This is a genomic window from Kribbella sandramycini, from assembly GCF_013131805.1.
GTDB lineage: Bacteria > Actinomycetota > Actinomycetes > Propionibacteriales > Kribbellaceae > Kribbella > Kribbella sandramycini.
In genome coordinates this window covers 35766-59752 of sequence record NZ_JABJRC010000006.1, presented here as the reverse complement: position 1 = coordinate 59752, position 23987 = coordinate 35766, and the positions used below count along the sequence as shown (strand labels likewise).

At 69.5% G+C, this 23987-nt stretch carries 22 protein-coding genes; 7 read left to right on the top strand and 15 right to left on the bottom strand.

Annotation, left to right across the window (positions count from 1 at the left end; all coding sequences use genetic code 11):
* Positions 1-11: 11 nt before the first annotated feature.
* Positions 12-1076 carry a succinyl-diaminopimelate desuccinylase gene (gene dapE / locus HPO96_RS23565; protein ID WP_171676063.1) on the bottom strand — a complete coding sequence of 355 codons (1065 nt, stop codon included), beginning with the start codon at positions 1074-1076 and terminating at the stop codon, positions 12-14.
* Positions 1073-1750 (bottom strand): VOC family protein, encoded by a 678-nt coding sequence (locus tag HPO96_RS23560; protein ID WP_171676061.1) that lies wholly within the window; start codon positions 1748-1750, stop codon positions 1073-1075. Before HPO96_RS23560 ends, dapE begins: the two co-directional genes overlap by 4 nt.
* Positions 1751-1802: 52 nt before the next feature.
* Between HPO96_RS23560 and HPO96_RS23555 the strand changes: the two genes are divergently transcribed.
* Together HPO96_RS23555 and HPO96_RS23550 are read left to right on the top strand one after the other, a co-directional pair.
* Entirely contained in the window at positions 1803-2456 is a 654-nt protein-coding gene (locus HPO96_RS23555; RefSeq protein ID WP_171676059.1) for a pyridoxal 5'-phosphate synthase, read from the top strand.
* Positions 2447-3115 (top strand): maleylpyruvate isomerase family mycothiol-dependent enzyme, encoded by a 669-nt coding sequence (locus tag HPO96_RS23550; protein ID WP_171676057.1) that lies wholly within the window; start codon positions 2447-2449, stop codon positions 3113-3115. The genes HPO96_RS23555 and HPO96_RS23550 overlap by 10 nt, the downstream gene beginning before the upstream one ends.
* On the opposite strand, the gene HPO96_RS23545 is transcribed toward HPO96_RS23550, so the two are convergent.
* The 3 genes from HPO96_RS23545 to HPO96_RS23535 are packed head-to-tail and all read right to left on the bottom strand — an operon-like array spanning position 3116 to position 6133.
* Positions 3116-3913: a carbohydrate ABC transporter permease gene (locus tag HPO96_RS23545; RefSeq protein WP_171676055.1), complete on the bottom strand. Its 798-nt coding sequence runs from the start codon at positions 3911-3913 to the stop codon at positions 3116-3118.
* Entirely contained in the window at positions 3903-4790 is an 888-nt protein-coding gene (locus HPO96_RS23540) for a carbohydrate ABC transporter permease (RefSeq protein ID WP_202886340.1), read from the bottom strand. Before HPO96_RS23540 ends, HPO96_RS23545 begins: the two co-directional genes overlap by 11 nt.
* Before the next feature lie 17 nt (positions 4791-4807).
* Positions 4808-6133: an ABC transporter substrate-binding protein gene (locus tag HPO96_RS23535; RefSeq protein WP_171676051.1), complete on the bottom strand. Its 1326-nt coding sequence runs from the start codon at positions 6131-6133 to the stop codon at positions 4808-4810.
* Between the two features lie 207 nt (positions 6134-6340).
* Between HPO96_RS23535 and HPO96_RS23530 the strand changes: the two genes are divergently transcribed.
* The 4 genes from HPO96_RS23530 (at position 6341) to HPO96_RS39990 (ending at position 9376) form a co-directional block, all read left to right on the top strand.
* Complete coding sequence (locus HPO96_RS23530) at positions 6341-6958, top strand: KpsF/GutQ family sugar-phosphate isomerase (RefSeq protein ID WP_171676049.1); 618 nt, start codon at positions 6341-6343, stop codon at positions 6956-6958.
* A complete protein-coding gene (locus tag HPO96_RS23525; protein WP_337796777.1) occupies positions 6955-7884 on the top strand; it encodes a ribokinase in 930 nt (309 codons plus the stop codon). Before HPO96_RS23530 ends, HPO96_RS23525 begins: the two co-directional genes overlap by 4 nt.
* A 44-nt stretch (positions 7885-7928) precedes the next feature.
* The gene (locus HPO96_RS23520) at positions 7929-8969 is read left to right on the top strand and encodes a LacI family DNA-binding transcriptional regulator (RefSeq protein ID WP_171676047.1); all 1041 of its coding nucleotides are present in this window, start codon (positions 7929-7931) and stop codon (positions 8967-8969) included.
* Positions 8970-9271: 302 nt separating this feature from the next.
* Entirely contained in the window at positions 9272-9376 is a 105-nt protein-coding gene (locus HPO96_RS39990; RefSeq protein WP_475422015.1) for a VapC50 family PIN domain-containing toxin, read from the top strand.
* Here the strand turns inward: HPO96_RS39990 and HPO96_RS23515 are convergent.
* Both HPO96_RS23515 and HPO96_RS23510 read right to left on the bottom strand, forming a co-directional pair.
* On the bottom strand, positions 9365-10867 hold the full coding sequence (locus HPO96_RS23515; RefSeq protein WP_171676045.1) for a sensor histidine kinase: 1503 nt from the start codon (positions 10865-10867) through the stop codon (positions 9365-9367). The two genes, HPO96_RS39990 and HPO96_RS23515, sit on opposite strands and share 12 nt — an antisense overlap.
* Complete coding sequence (locus HPO96_RS23510; protein WP_171676043.1) at positions 10864-11538, bottom strand: response regulator; 675 nt, start codon at positions 11536-11538, stop codon at positions 10864-10866. Before HPO96_RS23510 ends, HPO96_RS23515 begins: the two co-directional genes overlap by 4 nt.
* 92 nt (positions 11539-11630) lie before the next feature.
* Between HPO96_RS23510 and HPO96_RS23505 the strand changes: the two genes are divergently transcribed.
* On the top strand, positions 11631-13010 hold the full coding sequence (locus HPO96_RS23505; RefSeq protein ID WP_171676041.1) for a DUF2079 domain-containing protein: 1380 nt from the start codon (positions 11631-11633) through the stop codon (positions 13008-13010).
* Positions 13011-13073: 63 nt separating this feature from the next.
* On the opposite strand, the gene HPO96_RS23500 is transcribed toward HPO96_RS23505, so the two are convergent.
* From HPO96_RS23500 to HPO96_RS23465, 8 genes are all read right to left on the bottom strand, one after another.
* On the bottom strand, positions 13074-16148 hold the full coding sequence (locus HPO96_RS23500) for a GH92 family glycosyl hydrolase (protein ID WP_202886338.1): 3075 nt from the start codon (positions 16146-16148) through the stop codon (positions 13074-13076).
* An 85-nt stretch (positions 16149-16233) separates the two neighbouring features.
* Positions 16234-17895 (bottom strand): alpha/beta fold hydrolase, encoded by a 1662-nt coding sequence (locus HPO96_RS23495; RefSeq protein ID WP_202886337.1) that lies wholly within the window; start codon positions 17893-17895, stop codon positions 16234-16236.
* A gap of 96 nt (positions 17896-17991) precedes the next feature.
* Positions 17992-19077: a nucleoside hydrolase gene (locus HPO96_RS23490; RefSeq protein WP_171676037.1), complete on the bottom strand. Its 1086-nt coding sequence runs from the start codon at positions 19075-19077 to the stop codon at positions 17992-17994.
* 1 nt (position 19078) lies between these two features.
* Positions 19079-19906: an ABC transporter permease subunit gene (locus HPO96_RS23485; protein WP_171676035.1), complete on the bottom strand. Its 828-nt coding sequence runs from the start codon at positions 19904-19906 to the stop codon at positions 19079-19081.
* Positions 19903-20775: a carbohydrate ABC transporter permease gene (locus HPO96_RS23480; RefSeq protein WP_238355449.1), complete on the bottom strand. Its 873-nt coding sequence runs from the start codon at positions 20773-20775 to the stop codon at positions 19903-19905. Before HPO96_RS23480 ends, HPO96_RS23485 begins: the two co-directional genes overlap by 4 nt.
* Positions 20776-20789: 14 nt before the next feature.
* Complete coding sequence (locus tag HPO96_RS23475) at positions 20790-22073, bottom strand: extracellular solute-binding protein (protein WP_171676030.1); 1284 nt, start codon at positions 22071-22073, stop codon at positions 20790-20792.
* Positions 22070-22918 (bottom strand): nucleoside hydrolase, encoded by an 849-nt coding sequence (locus tag HPO96_RS23470; protein WP_171676028.1) that lies wholly within the window; start codon positions 22916-22918, stop codon positions 22070-22072. The genes HPO96_RS23475 and HPO96_RS23470 overlap by 4 nt, the downstream gene beginning before the upstream one ends.
* 22 nt (positions 22919-22940) lie before the next feature.
* A complete protein-coding gene (locus tag HPO96_RS23465; protein ID WP_171676026.1) occupies positions 22941-23978 on the bottom strand; it encodes a glycoside hydrolase family protein in 1038 nt (345 codons plus the stop codon).
* Positions 23979-23987: the final 9 nt, after the last annotated feature.

Here is a 23987-nt window from a genome sequence, read left to right as displayed (position 1 = left end):
ACGGCACCGGTTCACGCCGGGTCGGTCAACCAACTCCTCAACCGTTGTTCACACAGCTCGATCTCGGCCTCCGGCACGAATTCATCCTGTTTGTGCGCGTACAGCGGGTCGCCGGGCCCGTAGTTCACCGCCGGTACGCCGAGCAGCGTGAACCGGGCCACGTCCGTCCACCCGAACTTCGGCTTCGGCTCCCCGCCGACGACCTGCAGGAACGCCGCCGCGGCCGGCCGCTCCAGCCCGGGCAGCCCGCCCGGCGCCGAGTCGGTGACGACGACGTCGTACCCGGCGAAGACCTCGCGCAGGTGCGCCTCGGCCTCGGCCTCGCTCCGGCTCGGCGCGAACCGGTAGTTGACCTCCACCGTGCACAGATCCGGGACGACGTTGCCCGCGACCCCGCCGGTGATCCCGACCGCGTTCAGCCCCTCGCGGTACTCCAGCCCGTCGATCGGCACCCGCCGCGGCTCGTACGCCGCCAGCCGCGCGAGGATCTCCCCCGCCACGTGGATCGCGTTCACGCCCATCCAGGACCGCGCCGAGTGCGCCCGCTCGCCGCGGGTGGTCACCTCGATCCGCATCGTCCCCTGGCAGCCCGCCTCGACCACCGCGTTCGACGGCTCCATCACCACCGCGAAGACGCCTTCGAGCAGCTCCGGGTTCGACTTGGTCAGCTTGAAGAGCCCGTTCCGCTCCGACTCGACCTCTTCGCAGTCGTAGAACACGTAGGTGACGTCCCGGTTCGGCTCGGCCAGCGTGGCCGCGAGCCGCAGCCCCACCGCGACGCCGCCCTTCATGTCACACGCGCCCAGCCCGTGGATCAGCCCTTCCGCCCGCCGCGCCGGCAGGTTGGCGTTCAGCGGCACCGTGTCCAGATGCCCCGCGATGACGATCCGCTCGGCCCGCCCGAGGTCGGTCCGCGCAACCACCGTGTTCCCATGCCGGAACACCTTCAAATGCCCGTACGCCGACAGCGCAGCCTCAACCTGGTCCGCCAGCGACTCCTCAGTGCCGCTGACCGAAGAAACGTTGACCAACGCCTCGGTCAGGTCCGGTCCGGACATGGTCAGATCCAGGCTCATGCAGACTCCTCGCGCGGCAGAAACACACAGAACTCGTTGCCCTCGGGATCGGCGCAGATGTGCCACCCGATCTCGGCGTCCCTGGGCCGCAGCAGTGTCGCACCCGCGTCGAGCACCGGTTGCAGGGCGGGTGCGCTGACATCCCAGTGCACGCGGTTCTTGACCACCTTCGGCTCCGGAACCGGGTTGAACACCCAGTACTTGAACGGCAGCCCGCCGACGTCCTCCAGCCACCACCAAGGCGACTCCGGCTCGTTGCACACCCGGGCGCCGAGTACGCCGGCCCACCACTCCGCCTGGGCCTTCGGGTCGACCGAATCGATCACCAGCTCCATCAGCCGGTACGGCGACACCTCGTCCCGGACGAACGCGCAGAACTCGCCGCCTTCCGGGTCGGTCAGCACAGTCCACTTCTCGTGCTCGGTCTGCACCTTGGCGCCGAGCCGCTCGAGCTCCGCGATCGCAGTGGTCTCCACGTCGAGGTGCACCCGATTCTTCGTCGTCCGCGCGTCCGGGACGCCGTTCATCCAGATCGTCTGCTCCGGTAGGTCGCCGTGCAGCACGGTCGGGTTGTCGTCCGGGACCCGCAGTCCGAGCGCGGCTTGCCAGAAAGCAACCATCGGGTCATTCTCGTTCGCATCGATGCACAGGTCTTTGAAGCGGGCCACCGTCATGCTCGACAGGCTATCCACGGCGGCGACCCTTTTTCTCGCTTAGGGTCGAGGTGTGACCGACCTGCGCACCAGACTGCGCGCCGTACCGACGTTGACCGGCACTCCCCCGCAGTTCGATCCTGCGGCGGCGTCCGACGACCCGCAGACTCTGTTCACCGAGTGGCTGCTGACTGCGGTCGATCAGCAGGTGCCGGAGCCGCTGGCTGCGACGCTGTCGACGGTCCGGGCCGACGGGCGGCCGAATGCGCGGGTGCTGATCCTGAAGGACGTGACGGCCGAGGGGTGGCAGTTTGCGACGTCGGCCGCCAGTCCGACCGGGGTTGAGCTGGCCGCAACGCCGTACGCCGCTCTGACCTTCTACTGGATCCCACTGGGCCGACAGGTGCGGTTGCTGGGTCAGGTCGAGGCTGCGGCGCCGGATGAGTCAGCGCGCGACTTCTTGGCCCGTCCGATCCCGGCTCGGGCTGAGTCGCTGGCTGCGCGGCAGAGCGACGTACTGGCGGACCCGTCGGACGTCGGAGCCGCAGTAGCCGAGCAGACCGAGCGGCTGCTGGCTGACCCGGGGCTGGTCGCCAAGAACTGGACGCTGTACACACTGCGGGCCGATGAGGTGGAGTTCTGGCAGGCGGACCCGGACCGCCGGCATCTGCGCCTCCGGTACCGCCTGGATGCCGAGAACTGGACTAAGGAGCGTTTGTGGCCCTGACCGACGTGAAGACCGCTGCCAACCGGCTGACCGAGCTCCTGGCCGGGCTGGACGAGGCCACGGCCCGAGGCGACTCGGTGCTACCCGGCTGGTCGCGCGGGCACGTGATCACCCACATAGCGAACTTCTCCCGCGCCATGACCCGCCAGGTCGAGTACGCCCTGCGCGGCGAGCTCGTCGAGGTGTACGACGGCGGCCGCCCAGCCCGCGACGCCGACATCGAAGCCGGCGCCCACCGCCCGGCCGCGGAGCTGATCGCCGACCTCAACGATGCGATCACCGCACTCCTGGCCGCTTGGGACCGGGTCGGCGCCGACGACTGGTCACTACCGATCCTGCACCGCAACAGCACCCTCGCCCACGGCATCGACGCCACCTGGCGCGAGCTCACCGTCCACACCAGCGACCTGAGCCTCGCCGTCACCCCTGCCGACTGGCCGGCGCCCTTCTGCGCCCACCTCCTCGACTTCCTCCGCCCACGCACACCGGACGGCGTCCACCTCGTCCTCCACCCCACCGACGGCCCAACCTGGGAGAACGGCACCGGCGAAGACCACGTCCTCACCGGCACCCTCAACGCCCTCACCGCCTGGTACGCCGGCCGCACCCCCGACTCCCCCGTCGACGGCCGACGCCCAGAGCTCCTCCCCTGGCCCTAGTCATTTCAGGCCGGTGGTCTTCATGGCGTCGACCAGGCGGCGCTGGCCGGCGACGAAGACCACCACAGTGGGGATGGCGGCTATGACGGCAGCCGCGAGGATGAGGTTCCAGGCGGACGCGTACTGGCCCTGCATGCCGGAGACGCCGAGCTGGATGACTCGGAGGTCCGGGTTGCGGGTGATGGTGAGGGGCCAGAGGAAGGCGTTCCAGTTGGCCAGGAAGAACAGGACGGACAGGGATGCCAGGACTGGGCGGCTGAGCGGGAGGATGACGCTCCAGTAGCGGCGCCAGTAGCCGCAGCCGTCCAGGTCGGCAGCCTCTTCCAGCTCGCGTGGGATGTTCAGGTAGTACTGGCGGAGCAGGAAGATGCCGAACGCGTGGAAGATGCTCGGCACGATCAGACCGGCGTAGCTGTCCAGCAGGCCGAGCTGTTTGGCGACCAGGAACAGCGGGACCAGGATCACCGGTAGCGAGACCAGCAGCGTCGACATGATGCCGGAGAAGATGATCCCGCGGCCGGGGAACCGCAGCCGGGCCAGTGCGTACGCCGCCATCGAGTGGAAGAACAGCGCGATCACGGTGACCGTGACGGAGACGATCGCGGAGTTCAGCAGGAAGCGCGGCATCGGGATCTTCAGCAGCACGTACTGCAGGTTGTCGAGGGTCCAGGTGGTCGGCCAGCCGAAGTCGAAGACGTCCGCAGCCGGTTTGAGAGCACTGATCACAATCCAGAGCAGTGGTAACACGGCGATGATCGCCAGCACGTGCGCGACGATCGGCCAGAACCTAGTCCTCATCGAAACGTCCTCCCCGGGTGAGGCCGAACATCAGGCCGGTGCAGAGGACGAGCAGGGCCACGACCACGGTCGTGAGGGCGGCGGCGTACCCGAGGTTGTTGAAGGTGAAGGCCTGCTCGTAGATGTAGAGGACGACGGTGCTGGTCGCGCGGGCCGGGCCGCCCTTGGTCAGCACGAACACCAGGTCGAAGGCCTGCAGACCGGTGACGGCGCCGATCGTCGAGTTCACCACGACGAAGAAGCTGGTCGGGCGGAGCAGCGGCCAGATCACGTACCGGAAGCGCTGCCAGGAGCCGGCGCCGTCGATCGCGGCCGCATCCTCCAACTCCCGCGGGACGTCCTTGAGACCCGCCAGGAAGACGAGCATCTGATAGCCCATCAGGAACCAGACGCTGATCAGCACATAGGTGCCGAGGGCAAGGGACGGCGTCCCGAGGAAGGACACGTCACCGAGACCGAACGGCGCCAGCAGCTTCGACAGCGCACCACGTTTGTCGACCAGCAGGAACTGCCAGATCAGGCCGACCACGACCAGGCTGACGACATTCGGCAGGAAGAACGCCGACCGAACCCAGCCGATCCCGCGGAACTGGTTGCGCACCAGCATCGCCAGCGCGAAGCTGACCACGAACGCGATCGGGACGAACGTGACCACGTAGATCGCGGTCACCTTCAGCGCGGCCAGCAACTGGTCGTCGCCGATCATCAGCCGATAGTTCGCCAGTCCGACGTACTGGTAGTTGCCGAAGCCATCGACCTTGAAGAACGCGACGCCGAAGGCGAGTGCCATCGGCAACGCGACGAAGATCAGCAGACCGAGCGTGTCGGGCGCGAGGAAGGCGTACGCCGCCAGCGCCTCGCGCCGCTTCCTGGACATCCCCTGCAGGCGGGCCATCAGCTGATCGGCGCGCCTTGATAGGTCTGCAGGAAGGTGTCGATTCGGGACGCCGCATCGGCCGCGGCCTTGGCCGGATCGGCGGCGTTCAGCTGACATGCCTGGATGGCATCCGCGATCGGCTGGTAGACCTCCGGCGGGAATCGCGGCTCCGGCTTCCCGGTCGGCGCGATCTCGCTGACGAACTTCTGCAACGCGCCATCGGCGAACGCGCCCTTCGCGTCGGCCGCGGCCTGCACCGACTTGCGCGGCGGCACATTCGTCTTCACGACGGTGTTCCACTGCCGCTGCCGTTCGATGCCGGCGGCATCGGTCGACCCGAGTGCCCAGGCGATGAACTTGGCCGCCGCCTCCGGGTTCTTACCTTTGGAGTTGGCAACGAAGGCCCAGCCGCCGAGGTCGGTCGCCGGTTTGCCGCCGTCCGGCGTCGGGTGCGGGATGACACCGTACTTGACGTTCCTGGCCTTGGCGCGCAGGTCGGCGACAGCCCAGATCCCGCTCTCCTGCATGGCTGCAGCACCCGAGCCGAGGTTGGAGACGACATCGCCGCCGCCATCCCCGAGAGCTTTGCGCGGGGCAACTTTGTGCTGGATGGTGTCCTGCCAGAACTTCAGCGCTTGGACGGCGGCCGGTGAGTCGAAGGCGACTTTGCCGTCCTTGATCGGGGCGCCGTCGCCCTGCCAGAGGAACGGGTACCAGGTGAAGTTCTGGTAGTAGCCGGGCAGGGTTTCGAACATGACGCCGTACCGGTCCTTGCCGGTCAGCTTCTCGGCGACGGCGAGTGTCTGGTCCCACGTCTTGGGGAGGTCGGCCTCGGACAGGCCGGCCTTCTCGAAGGCGGTTTCGCTGTAGTACATGGCGAGCGGCTCGATCTCCATCGGCAGGCCGTAGACCTTGCCGTCGACGCTGCGCGCTTCGAGCAGACCGGGGAGGTAGTCGGCCCTGGCCGCCGCCGAGAGCGCCGGGCCGAGATCCTGCAGGACGCCGCCGTTGTAGTAGCGGAGGAAGTCACCCGGGCTGATCAGGAAAATGTCGGGGCCCTGGCCGGACTGGAACGCGGTCTGCAGCGTCGTCCCGTTCAGGTAGTCCTTGCCGGGGATGTAGCGGAGCTTGACCTTGACCTCGTTGTTCCGGTTCCACTCCTCGGCGGCGGCGACGAACCACTTGCTCTGCGGTCCTTGGTCGTCGGACGGGCCGTAGAAGTTCCAGAACGACAGCTCTTTGCCGTCGCCGCCGGACGAGTTGCCGCAGGCGGACAGCAAAGGCACGGCGGCGAAGGCGCTGAGGAGCGTGCGGCGGCTGAGCTGGGCAGGGGGAGGTGCCATCAGATGCTCCAGGTGGAACGAGGGCAATCGATTTCCAGCAATCTACGATCGGGACCCGGGGCGGTCAAGAGCGCAGTCGCGCTCGATCTGGCGGCCGGCGTCGATTCCCGCTGACAACAAGGCGTTCCGAGTCGTTGACACCTTCCGGACCGGCTGCCTACTCTGCCGTCTGAATTGGAAATCGATTTCTGCGATTCGGGGGTGCGGATGCCATCCAGAGACCTCGTGGCCCTCGGGCTGCAGGCGGCGCGGACGGCGATCGAGACCGAGGCCGCGGCCGTGTCGGCGCTCGCCGATCGGCTCGACGGGGTCTTCCTCGACGTCCTGGCCGCGGTCGCCGGATGCGAGGGGCATCTGGTGGTGACCGGGCTCGGCAAGTCCGGGCTGGTCGGCCGCAAGATCGCCGCGACCCTCGCCAGTACCGGTACGCCGGCCACCTTCATCCACGCCGGTGACGCCTTGCACGGCGACTCGGGCGCGGTCACCGGCCGGGACATCGTGCTCGCGCTGTCGGCATCCGGTGAGACGGCCGAGGTGTGCGCGTTCGCGCGGATGCTGCGGGCGCGCGGGATCCCGCTGATCGCGATGACCGGGGCCGAGGAGTCGACGCTCGCCCGGCTGGCGACGTACACGCTGGACACGATGGTGCTGCGCGAAGCCGACCCGCTGAACCTCGCGCCGACCGCGTCGACGACGGCGTCACTCGCGATGGGTGACGCGCTCGCGTGCGCGCTCGTCGTCCTGCGGGAGTTCAGTCACCACGACTTCGCGCGGTTCCACCCATCCGGTGCCCTGGGCAAGCGTCTGCTCGAGGAGGAGGCGTGAGGTACGACGTCTGCGTGCTCGGGTCGTTCATGAAGGATCTGGTCGCGAGCGCGGAGCGGCGCCCGTTACCCGGCGAGACCTTGCACGGCACGGGTTTCGCGGAGTTCCTCGGCGGCAAGGGCGTCAACCAGGCGATCGCCGCGGCGCGGATGGGCGCGCGGACGGCGATCGTCGGAACGATCGGCGCCGACCGGTACGGCGACGAGTTCCTCGACCTGCTGGCCGCGGACGGCGTCGACACCACGTGGGTCCGCCGGCATCCGTCCCTCGGCACCGGCGTCGGGTTGCCGCTCGTCCTGCCGGACGGCGGGAACTCGATCATCATCGTGGCGCGCGCGAACGCCGCGATCACTCCGGCCGAGGTCACCGCGGCCGCGGACGCGCTCACCGGCGGCCAGGTGCTCAGCGTCCAGCTCGAACTCCCGGTCGAGGCGAGCCGCGCCGCCCTCCAGCTCGCCTCGGCCGCGGGGGTCACCACGATCCTGACGCCCGCGCCGGCCGGTCCGGTGGATCCGTCGCTGGCGGCGTACGTCGACATCCTGGTCCCGAACGAGGTGGAGGCGGCCGCGCTGACCGGGCTCGATTGCGACGACGAGTCGCAGGTGCCGATGATCGCGCGCAAGCTGGCCGAGGACTGGGACCTGCACGGCTGCGTCGTCACGCTCGGGTCGCGGGGCGCGTACGTACTGGATCGGCGTGGGGATTACGAGGAGCGGGTGCCGGCGCATGAGGTCGCGACGATCGACACGGTCGGGGCCGGGGACGCGTTCTGCGGTTCGCTGGCGGCGTCACTCGCGGACGGGGCCGAGCTGATCGACGCCGTCCGGCTGGCCAACGCGGCCGGGGCGCTGTCGACGGCGGTCAACGGCGCCGCGGCGTCCGCACCGTCGCGGGCCGCGGCACTGGCGCTGCTGGACGGGTCCTGAGATCTCGCCTGTCATGAGATCCTTTGCCCTGGATCGGAGTTAGCATGCGGTCCAGACGGCCAAGCGATCTCCGGCAGGGGGCGGGTATGACGACGATCTACGACGTCGCGCGTAGATCGGGGGTGTCCCCGGCGACCGTCTCCCGGGTGCTCAGCGGCCGCCGCAACGTCGACCCCGAGCTGTCCGAGAAGGTGCGCGCCGCGGTCGCCGAGCTCGGCTACCGCCCGAACGGCGTCGCCCGGAACCTGCGCAAGTCGTCGACGAACCTGTGGGCCGTCGTCATCTCCGATATCGAGAACCCGTTCTTCACCTCGCTGGTGCGCGGACTGGAAGATGTCGCGCAGACCGCTGGGTACCACGTCGTCCTGTGCAACTCCGACGAGGACCCGGCGAAGGAGGCGGCGTACGCGTCGGCCGTCCTCACCGAGCAGATGGCCGGCGTCGTCATCTCACCGACCTCGACCGCGGACGGCGTCCAGCAGCTCGCCGCCGCGAACACCCCGATGGTGCTGATCGACCGCCGGGTGGACGGCGTCGAGGCCGACACCGTCCTGGTCGACAACGAGCACGGCGCCCACGAAGGCGTCAAACACCTCATCGACGGCGGCTACCGCCGGATCGCCTGTATCACCGGCCCGCGCAAGGTCAGCACCGCCATGGACCGCCTGACCGGCTACCGCACCGCCCTCAAATCCGCCGGCCTGCGCGCCGACAAGGACCTCATCCGGTACGCCGACTTCCGCGAAGCCGGCGGCTTCGCCGCGATGGAATCCCTGCTCGACCTCCCCGAGCCCCCCGAAGCCCTCTTCGTCACCAACAACCTGATGACGGTCGGCGCCCTCGAATGCCTCGCCAAACGCGGCCTCCGCGCCCCCCACGACATCGCCGTCGTTGGCTTCGACGACATCCCCTGGGCCGACCTCGTCGTCCCCAGCCTCACCACCGTCGCCCAACCCACCTACGAACTCGGCCGCACCGCCGGCCTCCTCCTCAAAGACCGCATCGCCACCCCCGGCCGCCCCCCGTCCACAGTCACCCTCCGCACGGAGCTCCACATCCGCGCGACCTCGGCTCCCAAGCAGTAGAACAGCTGGGGACGTCGATCAACGGACACCGCCTTCGGCGGCGGCTGTTCTTGTCGCGCCTCCGGCGGCTTCCCGCGCGCCACCACGCGGGTAGCCGGCTGTCGCCGGAGATCTGCTCGCTGCCGCTCGCGAAGACGCGCTGACGCGCAGATGCCGGGCTCGCGCCGCGGCTCGCTCGCTATTGCTCGCCACCACGCGCTGCCGCGCACATGCCGGGCTTGCGCCCGTGGCCGAGCTACCGCTCGCGAGCACCCACTGCCGCGCGAGTAGCCGGCCAGCGGGTGTACGGGCAGGTGCAACGGATGGCCGACCGGTGGAAGCGGCCGCCGGGGTGCACGGTCGACGACGTGCTGGCTGCGCTCGAGCAGCGCGGGCTGGTCGGGAGTGTGGCGGCTTTACGTCGGTGAGGTGGGGTTGGGGAGGGTGAGGGTTAGGCGGGTGCCGGGGTGGGGGGTGGGGGTTACGGCGAGGGTGGCGTGGTGGCGGTGGGCGAGGTCTTGGGCTATGGAGAGGCCTAGGCCGGCGCCGCCGGTGGGGCGGGTGCGGGAGTCGTCGAGGCGGGTGAAGCGGGTGAAGATGCGGGTTTGGTCGGGAGTGGGGATGCCGGGGCCGTCGTCGGTGACGTGGAGGAGGACGGCGGTGGGGGTGGTGGTGAGGGTGACGGTGACTTGGGTGGTGGCGTGGCGGAGGGCGTTGTCGAGGAGGTTGCGGAGGATTCGGTCGAGTTGGGCGGGGTTGCCGGTGACGGGGACGTGGTCGGGGGATTCGAGGGTGAGGGTGGGGCCTTCGTCGAGGCGGCGGGCGAGGTGGCGGCGGGTTAGTTCGGCGAGGTCGACGGTGCTGGTGGGGGTGGGGGCGGGGTCGGCGTCCAGGCGGGCGATCAGGAGGAGGTCGTCGGCGAGGTCCTGGAGACGGCGGGTTTCTTCGACGGCGGTGGCGACGGTGCGGGGCCAGTCGGCGCGGTCGGGGTGGGCGGCGGCCACTTCGAGGATGGCGCGGAGGGCGGCGATCGGGCTGCGGAGTTCGTGGGCGGCGTCGGCGATGAAGCCGCGTTGCTGGTCGGCGGAGGTTTCGAGGCGGGCGAGGGTTTCGTTGAGGGTGGTGGCGAGGGCGGCCAGGACGTCGCCGGTCGGTGGGACGGGGACGCGTTCGTGCAGGTTGGTCTCGCTGATCGTGGCGGCCAGGGCGCGCATCCGCTCGACCGGGCGGAGGGCGACGCGAGTGGTGACGTACGCGCCCAGCATGATCAGCAAGACGCCGATCGGAACGGCCGGAATCAACACCCGGTCGGCTGCCGCGACGGCGTCCTCGGCCTCGAACGGCAGGACGTAGACGGCGACGGCGACCGACCGGCCGTCGCCGGGGAACGACTTGCCGCCGTCCACCGGGAGATGGGCGAGCGGTACGACGCCGCGGTAGTACTCGATCCGCCGTCCGGCCAGGTTCTTGATGTCCTGGCACGTCGAGGCTTCCTGCGTCGCACCCGAGCCGCAGGCCGCGTCCAGCCGCTCCGGGTTCGGAGCGCCGAAAGTCACGTACTGGCGGTCCTGGCTGGACCTCGGCGCCCACTTCGCGGGCAAGGGCTGGAGCGCCGGGCCGTCGTCATCGACGTGGGCGCTCAACTCGGAGGAGTACTCCGGGACGTTCCCGTTGTCCTCGACGATCTCGACGACCTGATCGGTCGGCGGGTGCTCGAAGCTGAACGGCCAGCTGCGCTCCGCCGGAACGGCCCGCAGGTTCCCCATCATCAGGTTGCGGGCCTGCTCGGCGCGGTACTGGAGGTCCTTGTAGCGGGTCGCGTAGATCTCGTGGCGCATCCAGAACGCGAAGCCGGTGGCGAGGATCGCGGCGAGCAGGCCGGCGACGAGGCTGACGCGGACGGCGGTGGACAGTCTCATCGGGTGCTCCCGGTGAGCCGGTAGCCCATACCGCGGACGGTTTCGAGGGTCCGGCGGTCGAAGGGCTGGTCGATCTTGCGGCGCAGCGAGCTGATGTGGACCTCGACGACGTTCACGTCGCCTTCGTAGTGCGGATCCCAGACCTGGTCGAGGATCTCGCGTTTGGTGACGACGACGTCGCGCCGCCGGGCCAGGCATTCGAGGACGGCGAACTCGCGAGCGGTCAGCTCGATCCGCTGCTCGCCGCGGCGGCAGGTCCGGGCGGCCGGGTCGAGAACGAGGTCGCCGATCTCCAGCGGTGCGGGCGCGCCGCCGCCGCGGCGGAGCAGGGCGCGGACGCGGGCGACCAGGACGACGTACGAGAACGGCTTGGTCAGGTAGTCGTCGGCGCCGGTGTCGAGGCCTTCGGCCTGGTCGTACTCGCCGTCCTTGGCGGTCAGCATCATGATCGGGGTGGTGTCGCCGCCGCGGCGGAGGGTTTCGCAGACCCGGTAGCCGTTCAGGCCGGGCAGCATCACGTCGAGGATGATCGCGCCGTACTCGTGCTCCTCGGCCGCCCAGAGCGCCTCGGGCCCGCTGTGGACGACGTCGACGACGAACCCGTGGGACTCCAGGCCCCATTTGACCGCCGCGGCAAGTCGCTGCTCGTCCTCCACCACCAGTAAGCGCACCGCACCAGGCTCGCACGTCCTGAGGAGCATCCTGAAGAACCCTTCAGCTTGCTTCAGGTTCCCTTGGGCAGCCCCTCCACATACTCCCGAACATGCTTCTGGTCCTCGCGCATGTCGTTGCCCCGGTCACCGATCACCGGACGGGCGGCCGGCCCGCGGCGATCCTGGCGACGCTGTTCGCCGCGGCGTACACCTGGTTCGCCCTGGTGCGGCACTGGTCGTACCGCTCGGGCGGCTACGACCTCGGCATCTTCGACCAGGCCGTCCGCAGTTACTCCGAAGGAAGGTTGCCGGTCTCAACGATCCGGGATCCGAACCTGATCCTGCTCGGCGACCACTTCCACCCGATCCTGGTCGTACTGGCGCCGCTCTACCGGATGTTCCCGATGGCCGAGACCCTGCTGGTCGCCCAGGCCCTGCTCTTCGCGCTCTCGATCTTCCCGATCACCCGCCTGGCCTGTACGACGGTCGGTCGCACCATCGGCCTGGTCGTCGGAGCGTCGTACGGCCTGTCCTGGGGACTGCTGAACGCGATCAGTTTCGACTTCCACGAGATCGCATTCGCCGTCCCGCTGCTCGCGTTCGCGCTGACCGAGTTCCTCTCCGGCCGGTCCGGACGGGCGGTCGCGTTCGCGGCCCCACTGGTGCTGGTGAAGGAGGATCTCGGGCTGACCGTCGCCGTCCTCGGCGTGCTGATCGCGCTCCGGCCCGGCAGCCGCCGGCTCGGGATGATCACCGCCGCCGGCGGCGCGATCGCCTCGCTGCTCAGCGTGTTCGTGATCATCCCCGCCTTCAGTGCCTACGGCAACTATCGCTACCTGGGCAAGGGCGGGCTCAAGGCGCCGGAGGCCGCGCTCTCCGGCGACCTCCTGTCAGCGGGAAAGCTGCACCTCGTCCTGCTGTTACTGCTCCCGACCCTCTTCCTGGCCGTCCGCTCCCCGCTCGTCGCGCTACTCCTGCCGACCCTCGGCTGGCGCCTCGGCAGCACCTACATCCTGTACTGGATCCCCACGTTCCACTACGACGCCGTCCTGATGCCTATCCTGTTCTGCGCGCTCATCCACAGCCTTGTCCTGCTCCGGCCGTACCTGGTCGGACGTCGGCGCCGCTGGGCACGCCCCACGATCGGCGCCGCGCTGGCCACCACCTGCCTGGTCCTCTTCAGCCAGGCCGCCGCAGCCGACGGCCCCGGCCACCGCTCGGAGTTCACCGCCGCCGCGGACCGGATGGTCGCGCTCGTCCCGGACGGCGCCACGATCAGCACAACCGACACCATCGCGCCGCACCTCTCGTCACGCACCGACGTCTACCTCCTCCGCGTCAACCAACCGACGGAGTGGACCTTGGCGCCGTACGACGACCCGCAACTCAAGCCCCGCGCCGCAGACGTCGTCATCCGGGACGGCGACCTCGTCCTGATGCATCACGAGGCGGACCCCAGACACTCACCAACTCCCCCGCGGGGCAGCTGAACGCCGCCGCTCAGGCGTACGGCCAGTCGGCCGAAGCGAGTTGGTGAGCGCTGGCGGTCCGCCCTACCCCAGCAGCTCGATCTGGGTCAGCTCGTTCCCACCGGTCAGCACCAAGCGGTAGTGCTGGTACGCCGCCGGCGCGGCCAACCGGAACGGACGAACCTGCCGCCGCCAGGCGAACACCTGATCCGACCGCTCGTCGAGCACCGTCCACCCCTCACCGTTGGACGCCTCCAGCCGCCATCCGGTCGGATCGTCGGCACCCGGGCCCGACGTCAGCGTGTAGAAGGCCGCGACCGCCGGAGCCGGCAGCGACCATTCGACCGTCCCACCGGCGACCACCGCCGAGGTGTCAGCCGTGTTGTCGAACAGCGGGTCGGCCGACGCCGGGATGAGATCGACGAGCGGCTCAGCGACCCGGTCGTCAGCGGTCAGCGAAGGCGGCGACTCCAGCGCGGCCCAGCCCGACGGCGATGACCCGAGAACGAACTCGACCGACGAGGCCGCCGCCAGCTCAGCCGCCGTGATAGATGCCGTCGACAACTGCTTCCCATCGACCCGAACCTCTTGGACATAAGGGTTCTCGACCCCCGAAGCCGTGATCACGAACGGCGAGCCGCCGAGCGGCGCGACCGTGACCCGCGGGAACAACGGCGATCCGATCGCGTACTCCGGCGCTCCCACCCGCAGCGGATACAGCCCGAGCGCCCCGAACAGATACCACGCGGACATCTCCCCGTTGTCCTCGTCCCCCGGATACCCCTGCCCGATCTGCTCACCGACGTACAGCCGATCGAGCACCTCCCGAACCACCGCCTGCGCCTTGTGCGGCGCCCCGGCGTAGTTGTACATCCAGGCGATGTGATGCGCCGGCTGGTTGCTGAACCCGAACTGCCCCATCCGGACCGCCCGCGCCTCCAGCATCTCGTGGATCACGATGTCGTAGCTGCCCTGCTTCGTCCCCAGCTCCGGCGTCGCGAAGAACTCGTCGAGTTTGGCCTCCAGGCCGCGCGGCCCGCCGTACAGGTTGGCCAGCCCCCGCGGGTCGTGGGCGACGTGGAACGCGAAGTTCCACCCGTCGGTCTCGGTGAAGTCGCCGCCCCACTCACACGGGTCGAACTCCGCCGGCGTCTGCGCGAACGTCCCGTCCGGCCGCCGGCCCTGGAAGAAGTTGATCGCCGGGTCGAACAGCAGCACGTAGTTCAGCGACCGCCGATAGAGGTACGCCGACTCCTCGCGCAGCTGCTCGCGACGCGCCGGATCGACCGCCGGGTCGTCCGCCAGCCGAGCCGCCATCGCGGCCAGCCCGAAGTCGTTCAGGTACGCCTCCAGCGACCAGGAGACGCTCTCCTCGGTGTCCGTACTCACGTACCCGTTGAAGAATCCGGTCGTCGCACCCTTCCGCCCGACCTCGGTCTCCCCCGGTACGACGGTCGCGTTCCGCAACCCGGCGTCGTACGTCGCCAGCGGGTCCGGCACCGCGACCCCGCGCAGGTAAGCGTCCGCGAACGACACATCGGACGACGTCCCGGTCATACAGTCCGCATACCCCGGCGAGGACCAGCGCGCGATCCACCCGCCGTCGCGGTACTGCTGCACGAACCCGTCGACCAGCTCGGCGCTCAACTCCGGATAGAGGAACGCGTACGCCGGCCACGCCGTCCGGTAGGTGTCCCAGAAGCCGCTGTTCACATACATCTTGCCCGGCTTCACCACCGCCGCGCCGTCCACGGCCGGCAGCACCGGGCTCGCGTAGACGTACGACGGCTCGGCCGCCGTGCCCGCGTTCTCGTACTGCGAGTTCGGGTAGAGGTTGAGCCGGTAGAGGTTGCCGTAGACCGTGCGCAACTGCGGCTCGGTCGCGCCCTCGGGGCGGAGCACCGCGAGCCGCTCGTTCCAGATCGCGTTCGCCGCGGCCTGGATCTGCTCGAACGACCGATCGGCCAGCTCCAGCGTCAGGTTCCGCCGGGCCTGCTCGACGCTGATGAACGACGTCGCGATCCGCAACGTCACCTCGGAGTCCGCGAACGACGCCGCCCGGGCGTTCGAACGCCCACCGGACGCCGGCCCGAAGGTCGCCTCGGCGGAGAACTCGCCGTAGCAGAACATCCGCGTCCGCCCGGTCTCCGAGCCGTTCTCGACCCAGCCGGTGAGCGCGCCGTCGGCGTACTCGAACGCGCCGTTCTCGTCGATCGTGTCGAAGATCAGATGCCGCCCGGCGGCGTCGGCCGGGAACGTGAACCGGAAGATCGCGCCGTGATCCGTCGGCGCCAGCTCGGCCCGCAAACCGCTCGTGAACCGGACCGAGTAGAAATCCGGCCGGGCGAGCTCGTCGTCATGGCTGAAGGCCGCGGCCCGCGCCACCGGATCGCCCAACGGCTCCGCGGCGGCCACCGGCATGATCGTCAGCTGGTCCCGGTCCCCCATCCACGGGCTCGGCTGGTGCGAGAACGTGAGCCCCTGCAGCTCGGTCAGGTTGTCGGCATTGTTCAGCCGGTGGTACTCGTACGCCCAGCGATGTGTCGACGCGTCCGTGACCGGGGTGATGAAGTTGAACCCGTTCGGCCAGGCGGTCAGCGGCAGGTTGTTCCCGCGGGAGAACTCGAAACTCGTGTTGGTCCCGCGCCGGGTGTCGACGTACGCCGCCAGATCCGACCCGTCCAGCCGCGGCGGCGCCGGGCCGAGCTCCACGTCGTCGATCCACCCGGCGTACGGCGTCCCGGACGACGGCGCCTCGACCGTCAGGACGACGTCCGCAACCGTCTTCCCCGCGGCCACCGCAAGGTCGACCTGGACGTCGTTCCACTGGTCGGCGTACAGGATCTTCGCCGCGCCCTGCCCAGCGGCATGGAAGGCGAACCCGTACTGATCCGTCGCCCCGAGCTCCGACAGCCGCGTCCCGTCGGTGAACACCAGGTCCACCGCCACGTAGGTGGCGTCGTACTCGAGCGCCTCGTCGAGCACGGGATAGACCTTGTACCGCAACCGGTCAGCATCCCCGACCACCCCGGCGCTCACGCTCAGCGAAGCCGACTGCCGCCCGCCGGTCGCCCCGGCGAACCGCACCGCGTCCACACTGCTGAAACCCGCCCGCGGGCTCGTCGGCCCACCCGGTCCGCCACCTGTCTCAAGAATCACGGCCGCCATGTTATGACATTTCAATCCGAAGGGGCAGAGGGGAAGCGCCCGGCCACCGGACCGCGCCGGGCGCCTCCCCGCGAGGTCAGCGCCGCCGGTCGAAGTGGCCCTGCGCGGCGATCGCGGCCGCGCGCTCGGCCAGGGAGCCGGCCGGCTTCGCGCGGGTCGCGGCTTGGCCGTCAGCCGGTACGTCGGGGCGTGGCGCGCCTTCGCACTCGACGCGCGAGCCCGGCAGGATGCCCTTGATCAGGTAGTCGTCGACCTTCTTGGTCACACACGGGTTCGTGCCGTACTGCCCGTGGCTGCCCTCGTCGCGTACCGAGATCAGGTTGTTGTTCAGCGCGGCCGCCATCGCCGGCGAGCCGTCGTACTGCGTGGCCGGGTCGAACTCCGCCCCGACCACGAGCCCGACCGGGTAGCCCTTGCGCTTCAGGTCCACCAGCGGCTCCTGCGGCTTGGACTTCGCGAAACTGCAGTTCGTCGGTGCGGCCTGCATCGCGCCCGGACCGTACGGGTACTTCTCCCGGAACAGCCGCATCTGCTCCTCGTAGCCCTTGGGATCCTTCGACCAGACCGCCTCACAGGTGACGGCCGGGAAGACGCCGTTGTAGGTCTTCTTGATGTTCCCGTAGAGGATCTTCAGCGCCTTACCCGCGTCCGGGCTCAGCTTCGCCTGGGCCGGGTTGTTCGCCGCGTCGCGGATCTGGCCGATCAGCTCGGCCGCCAGCGCCCAGGCCGGGCGATACCCCGAACCGCCGAGAATGATGTCGAACCAGGTGCCGTCGATCTCCGGCATCCCGGGCTCACCCGGCCAGGCCACCGGTCGCGCGGCCAGCTTGGCGCGGATCCCGTCCAGGTACGTGCGGACGTCGGCCTGGGTCTTGCCGAAGTGGTACCGGCTGTCGCGTTCGGCCATCCAGGCCGCGAGGGCGTCGAAGTTCTCCCGCGCCGCGACCGAGACCTGCTTGGCCTGCTCGTAGTACTGCCAGTCCGGGTGCATCGAGGCGTCGAGCACCGAGCGGTTCAGGCCACCCGGGAACAGCGAGCCGTAGACCGCGCCGAGCAGCGTCCCGTACGAGTAGCCGAGGTAGTTGATCTTCTTCTCGCCGATCGCCGCGCGGATCACGTCCATGTCGCGCGCGGTGTTGGCCGTGGTGATGTACTTGCGGAGCCCGCCGCCCGCGGCTTCACAGCCCTTCTCCATCGCCTCCGCGTCGGCGGCGATCTGCGCGAACTGTTTGTCGGTCGGCCGCGTCTCGTACAACGGAACGATCGGCGGCTCCGCACAGTGCAACGTCGACGACCGCCCGGTGCCGCGCGGATCGAACCCGATCAGGTCGAACGGCCCCGCGACCTTGTCGTTCTTGAACCCCTGCGGCATCAGCAGCCCGTCGCCGCCCGGGCCGCCCGGGTTCAGCAGCAGGACGCCCTGCCGCTTCGCGGGATCGGTCGCCTTCCTCCGGCTGATCGCGATCGACAGATTGCCGTCGGCGGGCTTGCGGTAGTTCTTCGGGACGACGATCGTCGCGCACTCCAGTCCTTCCCAGGCCTTCACCCACTCCTCCGGCGGGAACGGCCACCCCTCCGGCGGCGGCCCGGCCTCACAGGCGGCCCACTCCGCCTTCTGGTCGTAGTAGGCCGCCGGCGAACTGCCGGCGCTGGCCGGGACTGCCACCAGCGAGCTCGCCACGAAACCGAGCCCGAGGGTCAGGCCCGTGACGCGGGTCAGCCAATGTCGCGCATTCATCTGCTGTCTCTCCGTTCACCGAGGGTCAGGAGGTGGTGACGCTAGTGACACCTCGGTATGCCGGTGATCAACAGCAGATAGGGATCCTGTGAAGGCTCAGCTCAGCCCGCACGGCCGGAACGACTGATAGAGCGCGGGCATCGCCTCGACCAGCGCCTGCTCGTACTCGAACGGGTCGTCGCGGACGAAGACCGACGTCCGGCCGCCGCTCCCCTCGCCGAGCTCGAACGTGTACAACCCACTCGGGTGCGAGCGGACCGTACACGGGACCTGCTCGTTGCGGATGACGGTGTCACCGTCCCGGACGTCGGCCCCCGGGACGATCGCATACGAACCGTCCTCGCGCCGGACCAGCTTCCGCCCGGACACCTCCATCCAGACGGCCGTCTCCCAGACCGAATGACTGCGCTGGTAGATCGCGGCCATCTGCTCGGCCGGCGCCTCTTCCTCGAGCACGCGCAGGAAATCGGGCCGCGTCGACCGGCCCAGCGCGTAGCCGAGGTAGCGCCGCAACCACGGGTGCATGTCCGCGATCCACTTCAGATCGGGGAGCCTCCAGAACGTGTTGTGGTTGTCGTAGCCGTAGCAACTGTGCTCGGCGACACCGTCGTCGGCCGCGCAGCGGTAGAGCGAGATCGGCAGGCCGGAGTCGATGATCCGGATCATCGCCTGCGGGTCCTGGACGACGTTCCACTCCGGGTACGTCGGCGTCGTGGTCCCGGCCGACAGGTGAATCCGGGCGACCTTCTCGCGGAGCACGTCCGGCGCCCGGTTGAAGGCGAGCGCCAGCGGCCGGGCCGACCCGAAGGACAGGAGGTGCACCGGTTCCGGGCTGTCCGCGACCGCGTTGATGAGCAGGTCGACACCCCGCTGCTGGGACGGCGGGACGTCGTACATCCTGTCGTTCGGGCTCTGCATCCGGGTGAACGGGCACCAGGCGAACGGGACGTCGCGGCCGAAGATCGCGTTCAGCTGGGTGACCGCGACGACGCCGGGGTCGCGCGGTCCGGCGTACCCGGGGACGCCGCCGTCGACCAGGTGCCGCTTCTCCTCCAGCACGTCCAGGATCACCGCGCGCAGGTCGATCTCGGGCAGGCCGTAGGCCATGATCAGGTCGACGTTGTCACCCGGGTCCTCGGGCGGGTGGTACAGGTCGGTGATGCTGATGACGGGGACGGTCATCTCAGCCTCGCATTCCGGAGGTGGACAGCGATTCGGTGTACTGCCGCTGGAAGAACAGCAGCAGCACCATCGGGACGGCGCTCAGCACGAACGACCCGGCGAGGATCTGGCCGAGATCGACGGAGTACAGGTTGCTGAGGTTCGCCAGGGCGATCGGCGCGAGCTGTTTGCCCGGTGAGGTGCCGATCAGCAACGGCCAGAGATAGGCCTGCCACTGGGACAGGAAGAGCATCAGCCCGGCGCCGATCAGCGCCGGTTTCGACAGCGGCAGCACGATCCGCAGCAGCGTGCCGAAGCGGCCCAGCCCGTCGACCTCGGCGGCGTCCAGCAGCTCCTGCGGGACGCCGAGGAAGAACTGGCGCAGCACGAAGATCGCGAACCCGTTGGCCAGGGCGGGCAGGATCAGCCCGGCATAGCTGTCGCTCAGCCGCCAGGTGCTGAACAACCCCGACAACGGGATGGCGATCGCGTCGAACGGCACCATCGAGACCAGGATCACGAAGACAAAGACGTAACCGCGGCCCGGAAAGTTGAGTACCGCCAGCGCATACGCGGCGAGCACCGCGACGGCCAGCCCGAGGACGACGGTGACGCCCGCGACCAGGAAGCTGTTCAGCAGCGCCCGGGCGAAGTCGCCGTCCAGCAGGACCTCGTAGTTCGCGAACGATCCGCCGACCGGGAGGAACGCCCGCCACGACAGCGGGGTGAGGTTCTCCACGAACGAGTTACCCGGGCGGAGCGAGGACGCGAAGACCCACCACAGCGGCAGGAAGATCAGCCCCGCGGCGAGCGCAGCTGCGAATACCGAGGCGACCCGCGAGACCTTCACGACCGCTCCTCGCGCAGGACCCGGAACTGGATCGCCACCACGACCGCCATCAGAATCATCAGCAGCACGACCTCGGCCTGGGCGACGCCGAGATCCCCGACCTGGTAGGCGTTGGCGTAGACGTCGTACATCAGCAGGTTGGTCGAGCCGTCCGGCCCGCCCTTGGTGAGGATCTGCACCGGCGCGAACGCGAGGAAGCTGCCGACCGTACCGGCGACCAGGACGAACGCCATCGGACGGCGCAGCAGCGGCAGGGTGATCGCGGTCAGCCGCCGCCACCAGCCCGCGCCGTCGATCAGCGCGGCCTCGTAGACCGCCTGCGGGATGTCCTTCAGACCGGCCACCACGAACAGCATCCAGTACCCGATCGCACCCCACGCGAGCATCAGGCCGATCGACCCGAGCGCCTGGCCGGACGACGTCAGGAACGGCTGCTTCGGCAGCCCGATCGCGGCGAACAGCGCGTTGAGCAGGCCGTCCGGCTGCATCGCCGTACTCCAGATCAACGCGGTCACCGACCCCGGGACGGCAGCCGGCACGAAGATCAGCGACCGCCACAACCCGACCGCCGGCAACCGCTGCGCGAGCAGCAGGGCCAATGCGGTCGAGAGCACCACGATCACCGGGTTGAGCACCAGGTTGAACAAGAGCGTCGTCCCGAGCACCGCGTGGAACTCGCCCGAACCGAGCAGGTAGGCGTAGTTCTCGAAGCCGACGAACTCCTTCACGCCGGTCCGCAACGAGAGGTGATTGAAGCTCTCCGCGAACGCCGACACGGCCGGGACCACGCGCATCGCCACCATGCCGAGGACGGCGGGCGCCAGCAGCAGGACGGCGAGTCGCGCGTCCCGCCACCGCCGCGGGCTCATGGTCGGCATCGTGATCAGCCGAGTCGCGCGAACTGCCGGGCGATGGTCTCGTCGGCCTTCTTCGCGCGGCCGGCCGGGTTGCTGCCGTTGCGGACGTCGGCGAACAGCTTCTCGGCCTCGGACTCGAAGACGGTGTAACCGGTCACCGGCGGCCGATGGACGGCGGTCGTCCGCAGCTCGGTCTCCATCAGCGCCGACAGCCCCTTGGTCGCTGCGCCTCCGGACGCCTCGAACTGCGTCGCGAACGCCTTGTAGGCGTCCTTCTGGGTCGGCGTGATCTGCGCGATCTTGATCGACGCCGTGTTCCCGGCGGCGGTCAGGTTGGCGCATTCGAGGAACCTCTTCGCCATCGCCTGTTTGGCCGATTTCGCGCTGACCGCCATCGCCCACGAGTCGGTCGAGGTGGCCGGTTTGCCGCCTTCGAAGACCGGGGCGGCCGCGACGCCGAAGGCCAGCTTGGTCTTGACCGCGTTCGACACCGTCCACGGCCCGGAGACGATGAAACCGGCTTTGCCGCCCGCGAAGAGCGCGTTGGTCTTGTCGTTGGTGATCCCGCGCGGCGACAGGCCGTCGGTGAACAGCCCGGAGTAGAAGGTGAGCGCCTTCTGCCAGCCAGGGTTGGCGAAATCGGGTTTGTCCTGCTTGTCACCCGTCAGCCCGTTGCCGCCGCCCGCGGAGACGCCGAGCGGCTGCAGCTGGTAGTAGCTGTCGAACTGGTCGAACAGCAGCGGGTATTGCACGCTCCCCTTGAGCCGAGCCGAGGCGTCCCGGAGCTGCTGCCAGGTCCACCGCCGCGCCGGGTCGGCCGACGGCGGCTCGATGCCGGCCTTCCGCAGTACGTCGGCGTTGTAGTAGAGGAACTGGGACGTCGTCCAGGGCGAGATCCCGAGCAGCTTGCCGTCGATCTCGTTGGCGGTGACCATGTCCGGGCTGACGGCGTTCGCGATCGCCTGCGGTTTCAGCTCGGACAGATCGGCCAGGAAGCCGCGGTTCGCATAGTCCCGGATCCAGGCGGGGACGACGGTGAACACGTCCAGCTCCGCGTTGCCCTGAGTCAGCCGTTGGGTGATCGTGCTGGTCAGCTGCGGGTAGGGGATGTTCAGCTGTTTCACGGTCAGGCCGGGCAGTTGCTTTTGGCAATGATCGATGACCGGCTTCCAGGTGGCGGCCGGGTCGGCGTTCGCGAAGGTCAGCGTGACCGGGCCGGCCGCGGGCTGCTGGGCCGGAGTGGTCGCCGGGGCGGACTGACAGCCGGCGAGGACGAGGACTGCGGGCAGGGTCAACCAGGGGAGTTTCACGGCCTTGCTCCTTCACAGGCGGTGAGGATCCGATCCACGATCCGCCGGGCGACCAGGCCGGCGTCCAGATCGGAGACGATCCGGTGCGGCCCGTCGCCGGGCGTGAACCGGGTGGCGCCGGCCGGGTCGACGTCGATCCGGCCGGTGGTGAACGTGAACAGCTCCGGATCGGTGATCGTGAGGACGGCGGCCGGGTCGTGCGGCACGTTGGAGTCCTCGGCGGTGAACTTCCAGAACTGGCGCATCTCGGCGGCGAGCAGCCGGCCGAACGGGCCGGAAGCGTCGATCCGCTCGACCACTACGGCGCCGAGGCGGAGCCGGGTGGTCTGGTCGAGCCCGATCACAGTGGCCGGGACGCCGCTGCCGAAGACCGCGGCGGCCGCGTCGACATCGCATTCGATGTTGTGCTCGGCGCGCTCGCTGCCGAAGTCGCCGCCCATCACGATCAGCTCGCCGATGGCGTGGCCGGTGCGTTCGACCGCTTCGGCCACGTTGGTGAGCGGGCCGATCGCGACCACCGTCCGCGAGCTTGCGAGCAGCTCGATCGGGTCGGCGCCGCCGTCCACCTTCTCCTGGTCGAGATCGGGGAGCAGCGCGCCCTCGTGCCCCGGCCACCAGACCGGCCGGCCCGACCGCGCCGTCGTCCGGCCGGGGACGATCGGGCCCGGCTCGTGACCGGCGACGCCGATCAGCCGCGCGACCATCCTTGCCCTGAGCAACGTGTCGCCGTAGACCGTGGCAACGGCGGTCAGGTCGAGCTCGGGCGAGCCGAGGATCACGGCCAGCGCGAGGGCGTCGTCGACGTCGGAGCCGATATCGGTGTCGAGGGTGAATGCGGTTGCCATCAGCATCCTTCGGGGTCGCGGGTCAGCTCAGGGCGGCGGTGGTCTGCCAGAGCGTGTAGCTCCACAGCGAGTCCGGGTCGGGGTCGGCGCTGGTGTAGACGACGGTCAGCGCCGACTCGTTCGGGAGCGTGCCGTAGACGGTGCGCAGGAAGCCCGGGTTGTGCGTGCGCGCCTTGCCGGTGCGCGCGCTGGTGATCGTGCTCTCGACCCGCCAGCTGCCGCCGGAGCTCGCCCAGAAATCCGCGCCCGAGATACTCGCGATCTGCACGTGGTCGGAGATGTAGTTCGGGTTCGACACCGGGTACGGGTGGCCCTCGCGGACCATGAAGAAGCGGTCCCGCGGCGGCGAGTAGACCAGGTCGAAGTTGTTCAGGTCGTCCTGGGCGCCGGTCGCGGTGGTCAGCCCGGCCATCGGCAGCGTGCGCTCGTACTGGACGACGGGCGTGCCCGAGCCGAAGCTGATCTGCGCGGCCTTGCCGGTGTTGCCGCTCGGCAGGCCTTGGGTCCAGGCGAGCACGACCGTGCCCTCGGCGGCGTTGATCGTGGTCGCCGACGGCTGGCCGGCGCCCCACTGGTCGGGGTGGTTCCCGGGGAACGGGATGACCGGGTTCGGGAACTTGACCCATGGCCCGTCGAGGTTGTGCGCGACCGCGACGCCGATCGCGTTGTGCGCGGAGCGGTCGACGTCGTTACCCAGGTAGAACATCGCGTAGCTGTAGGTCTGGCCGTTGAACGGCACGTTCACCCGGACGACGCTCGGGTCGCAGTTGTGCCAGCTGTCCCAGCCCGTACCGGCCGGAGCCAGCACCGACCGCGACGAGACGCCCACCCGGGTCAGGAAGATGTCGTCGCGGATGGTGTTGCGGGCCTTGCTGTGACACGTGTAGAGCCGGGTCGGGTTGTCGGCCACGGCGCTCGGGGCGTAGGCGTACCCCCGGCCCTGGACGTCGCTCGCGGCGTACAGCCGGATCGGGGCGGACCACCCGCCGACGGCGGCATGGGCGGCAGACAGCGGGAGCAGGGTCAGGACGACGAGCACGGCGGCGATTCGGCGGAACATCGGACCTCC

Coding starts and splice junctions, on each gene's coding strand:
- dapE (WP_171676063.1), bottom strand. CDS start 1,076: ATGAGCCTGGATCTGACCATGTCCGGACCGGACCTGACCGAGGCGTTG.
- HPO96_RS23560 (WP_171676061.1), bottom strand. CDS start 1,750: ATGACGGTGGCCCGCTTCAAAGACCTGTGCATCGATGCGAACGAGAAT.
- HPO96_RS23545 (WP_171676055.1), bottom strand. CDS start 3,913: ATGAGGACTAGGTTCTGGCCGATCGTCGCGCACGTGCTGGCGATCATC.
- HPO96_RS23540 (WP_202886340.1), bottom strand. CDS start 4,790: ATGTCCAGGAAGCGGCGCGAGGCGCTGGCGGCGTACGCCTTCCTCGCG.
- HPO96_RS23535 (WP_171676051.1), bottom strand. CDS start 6,133: ATGGCACCTCCCCCTGCCCAGCTCAGCCGCCGCACGCTCCTCAGCGCC.
- HPO96_RS23530 (WP_171676049.1), top strand. CDS start 6,341: ATGCCATCCAGAGACCTCGTGGCCCTCGGGCTGCAGGCGGCGCGGACG.
- HPO96_RS23520 (WP_171676047.1), top strand. CDS start 7,929: ATGCGGTCCAGACGGCCAAGCGATCTCCGGCAGGGGGCGGGTATGACG.
- HPO96_RS39990 (WP_475422015.1), top strand. CDS start 9,272: ATGGCCGACCGGTGGAAGCGGCCGCCGGGGTGCACGGTCGACGACGTG.
- HPO96_RS23515 (WP_171676045.1), bottom strand. CDS start 10,867: ATGAGACTGTCCACCGCCGTCCGCGTCAGCCTCGTCGCCGGCCTGCTC.
- HPO96_RS23505 (WP_171676041.1), top strand. CDS start 11,631: ATGCTTCTGGTCCTCGCGCATGTCGTTGCCCCGGTCACCGATCACCGG.
- HPO96_RS23495 (WP_202886337.1), bottom strand. CDS start 17,895: ATGAATGCGCGACATTGGCTGACCCGCGTCACGGGCCTGACCCTCGGG.
- HPO96_RS23490 (WP_171676037.1), bottom strand. CDS start 19,077: ATGACCGTCCCCGTCATCAGCATCACCGACCTGTACCACCCGCCCGAG.
- HPO96_RS23480 (WP_238355449.1), bottom strand. CDS start 20,775: ATGAGCCCGCGGCGGTGGCGGGACGCGCGACTCGCCGTCCTGCTGCTG.
- HPO96_RS23470 (WP_171676028.1), bottom strand. CDS start 22,918: ATGGCAACCGCATTCACCCTCGACACCGATATCGGCTCCGACGTCGAC.
- HPO96_RS23465 (WP_171676026.1), bottom strand. CDS start 23,978: ATGTTCCGCCGAATCGCCGCCGTGCTCGTCGTCCTGACCCTGCTCCCG.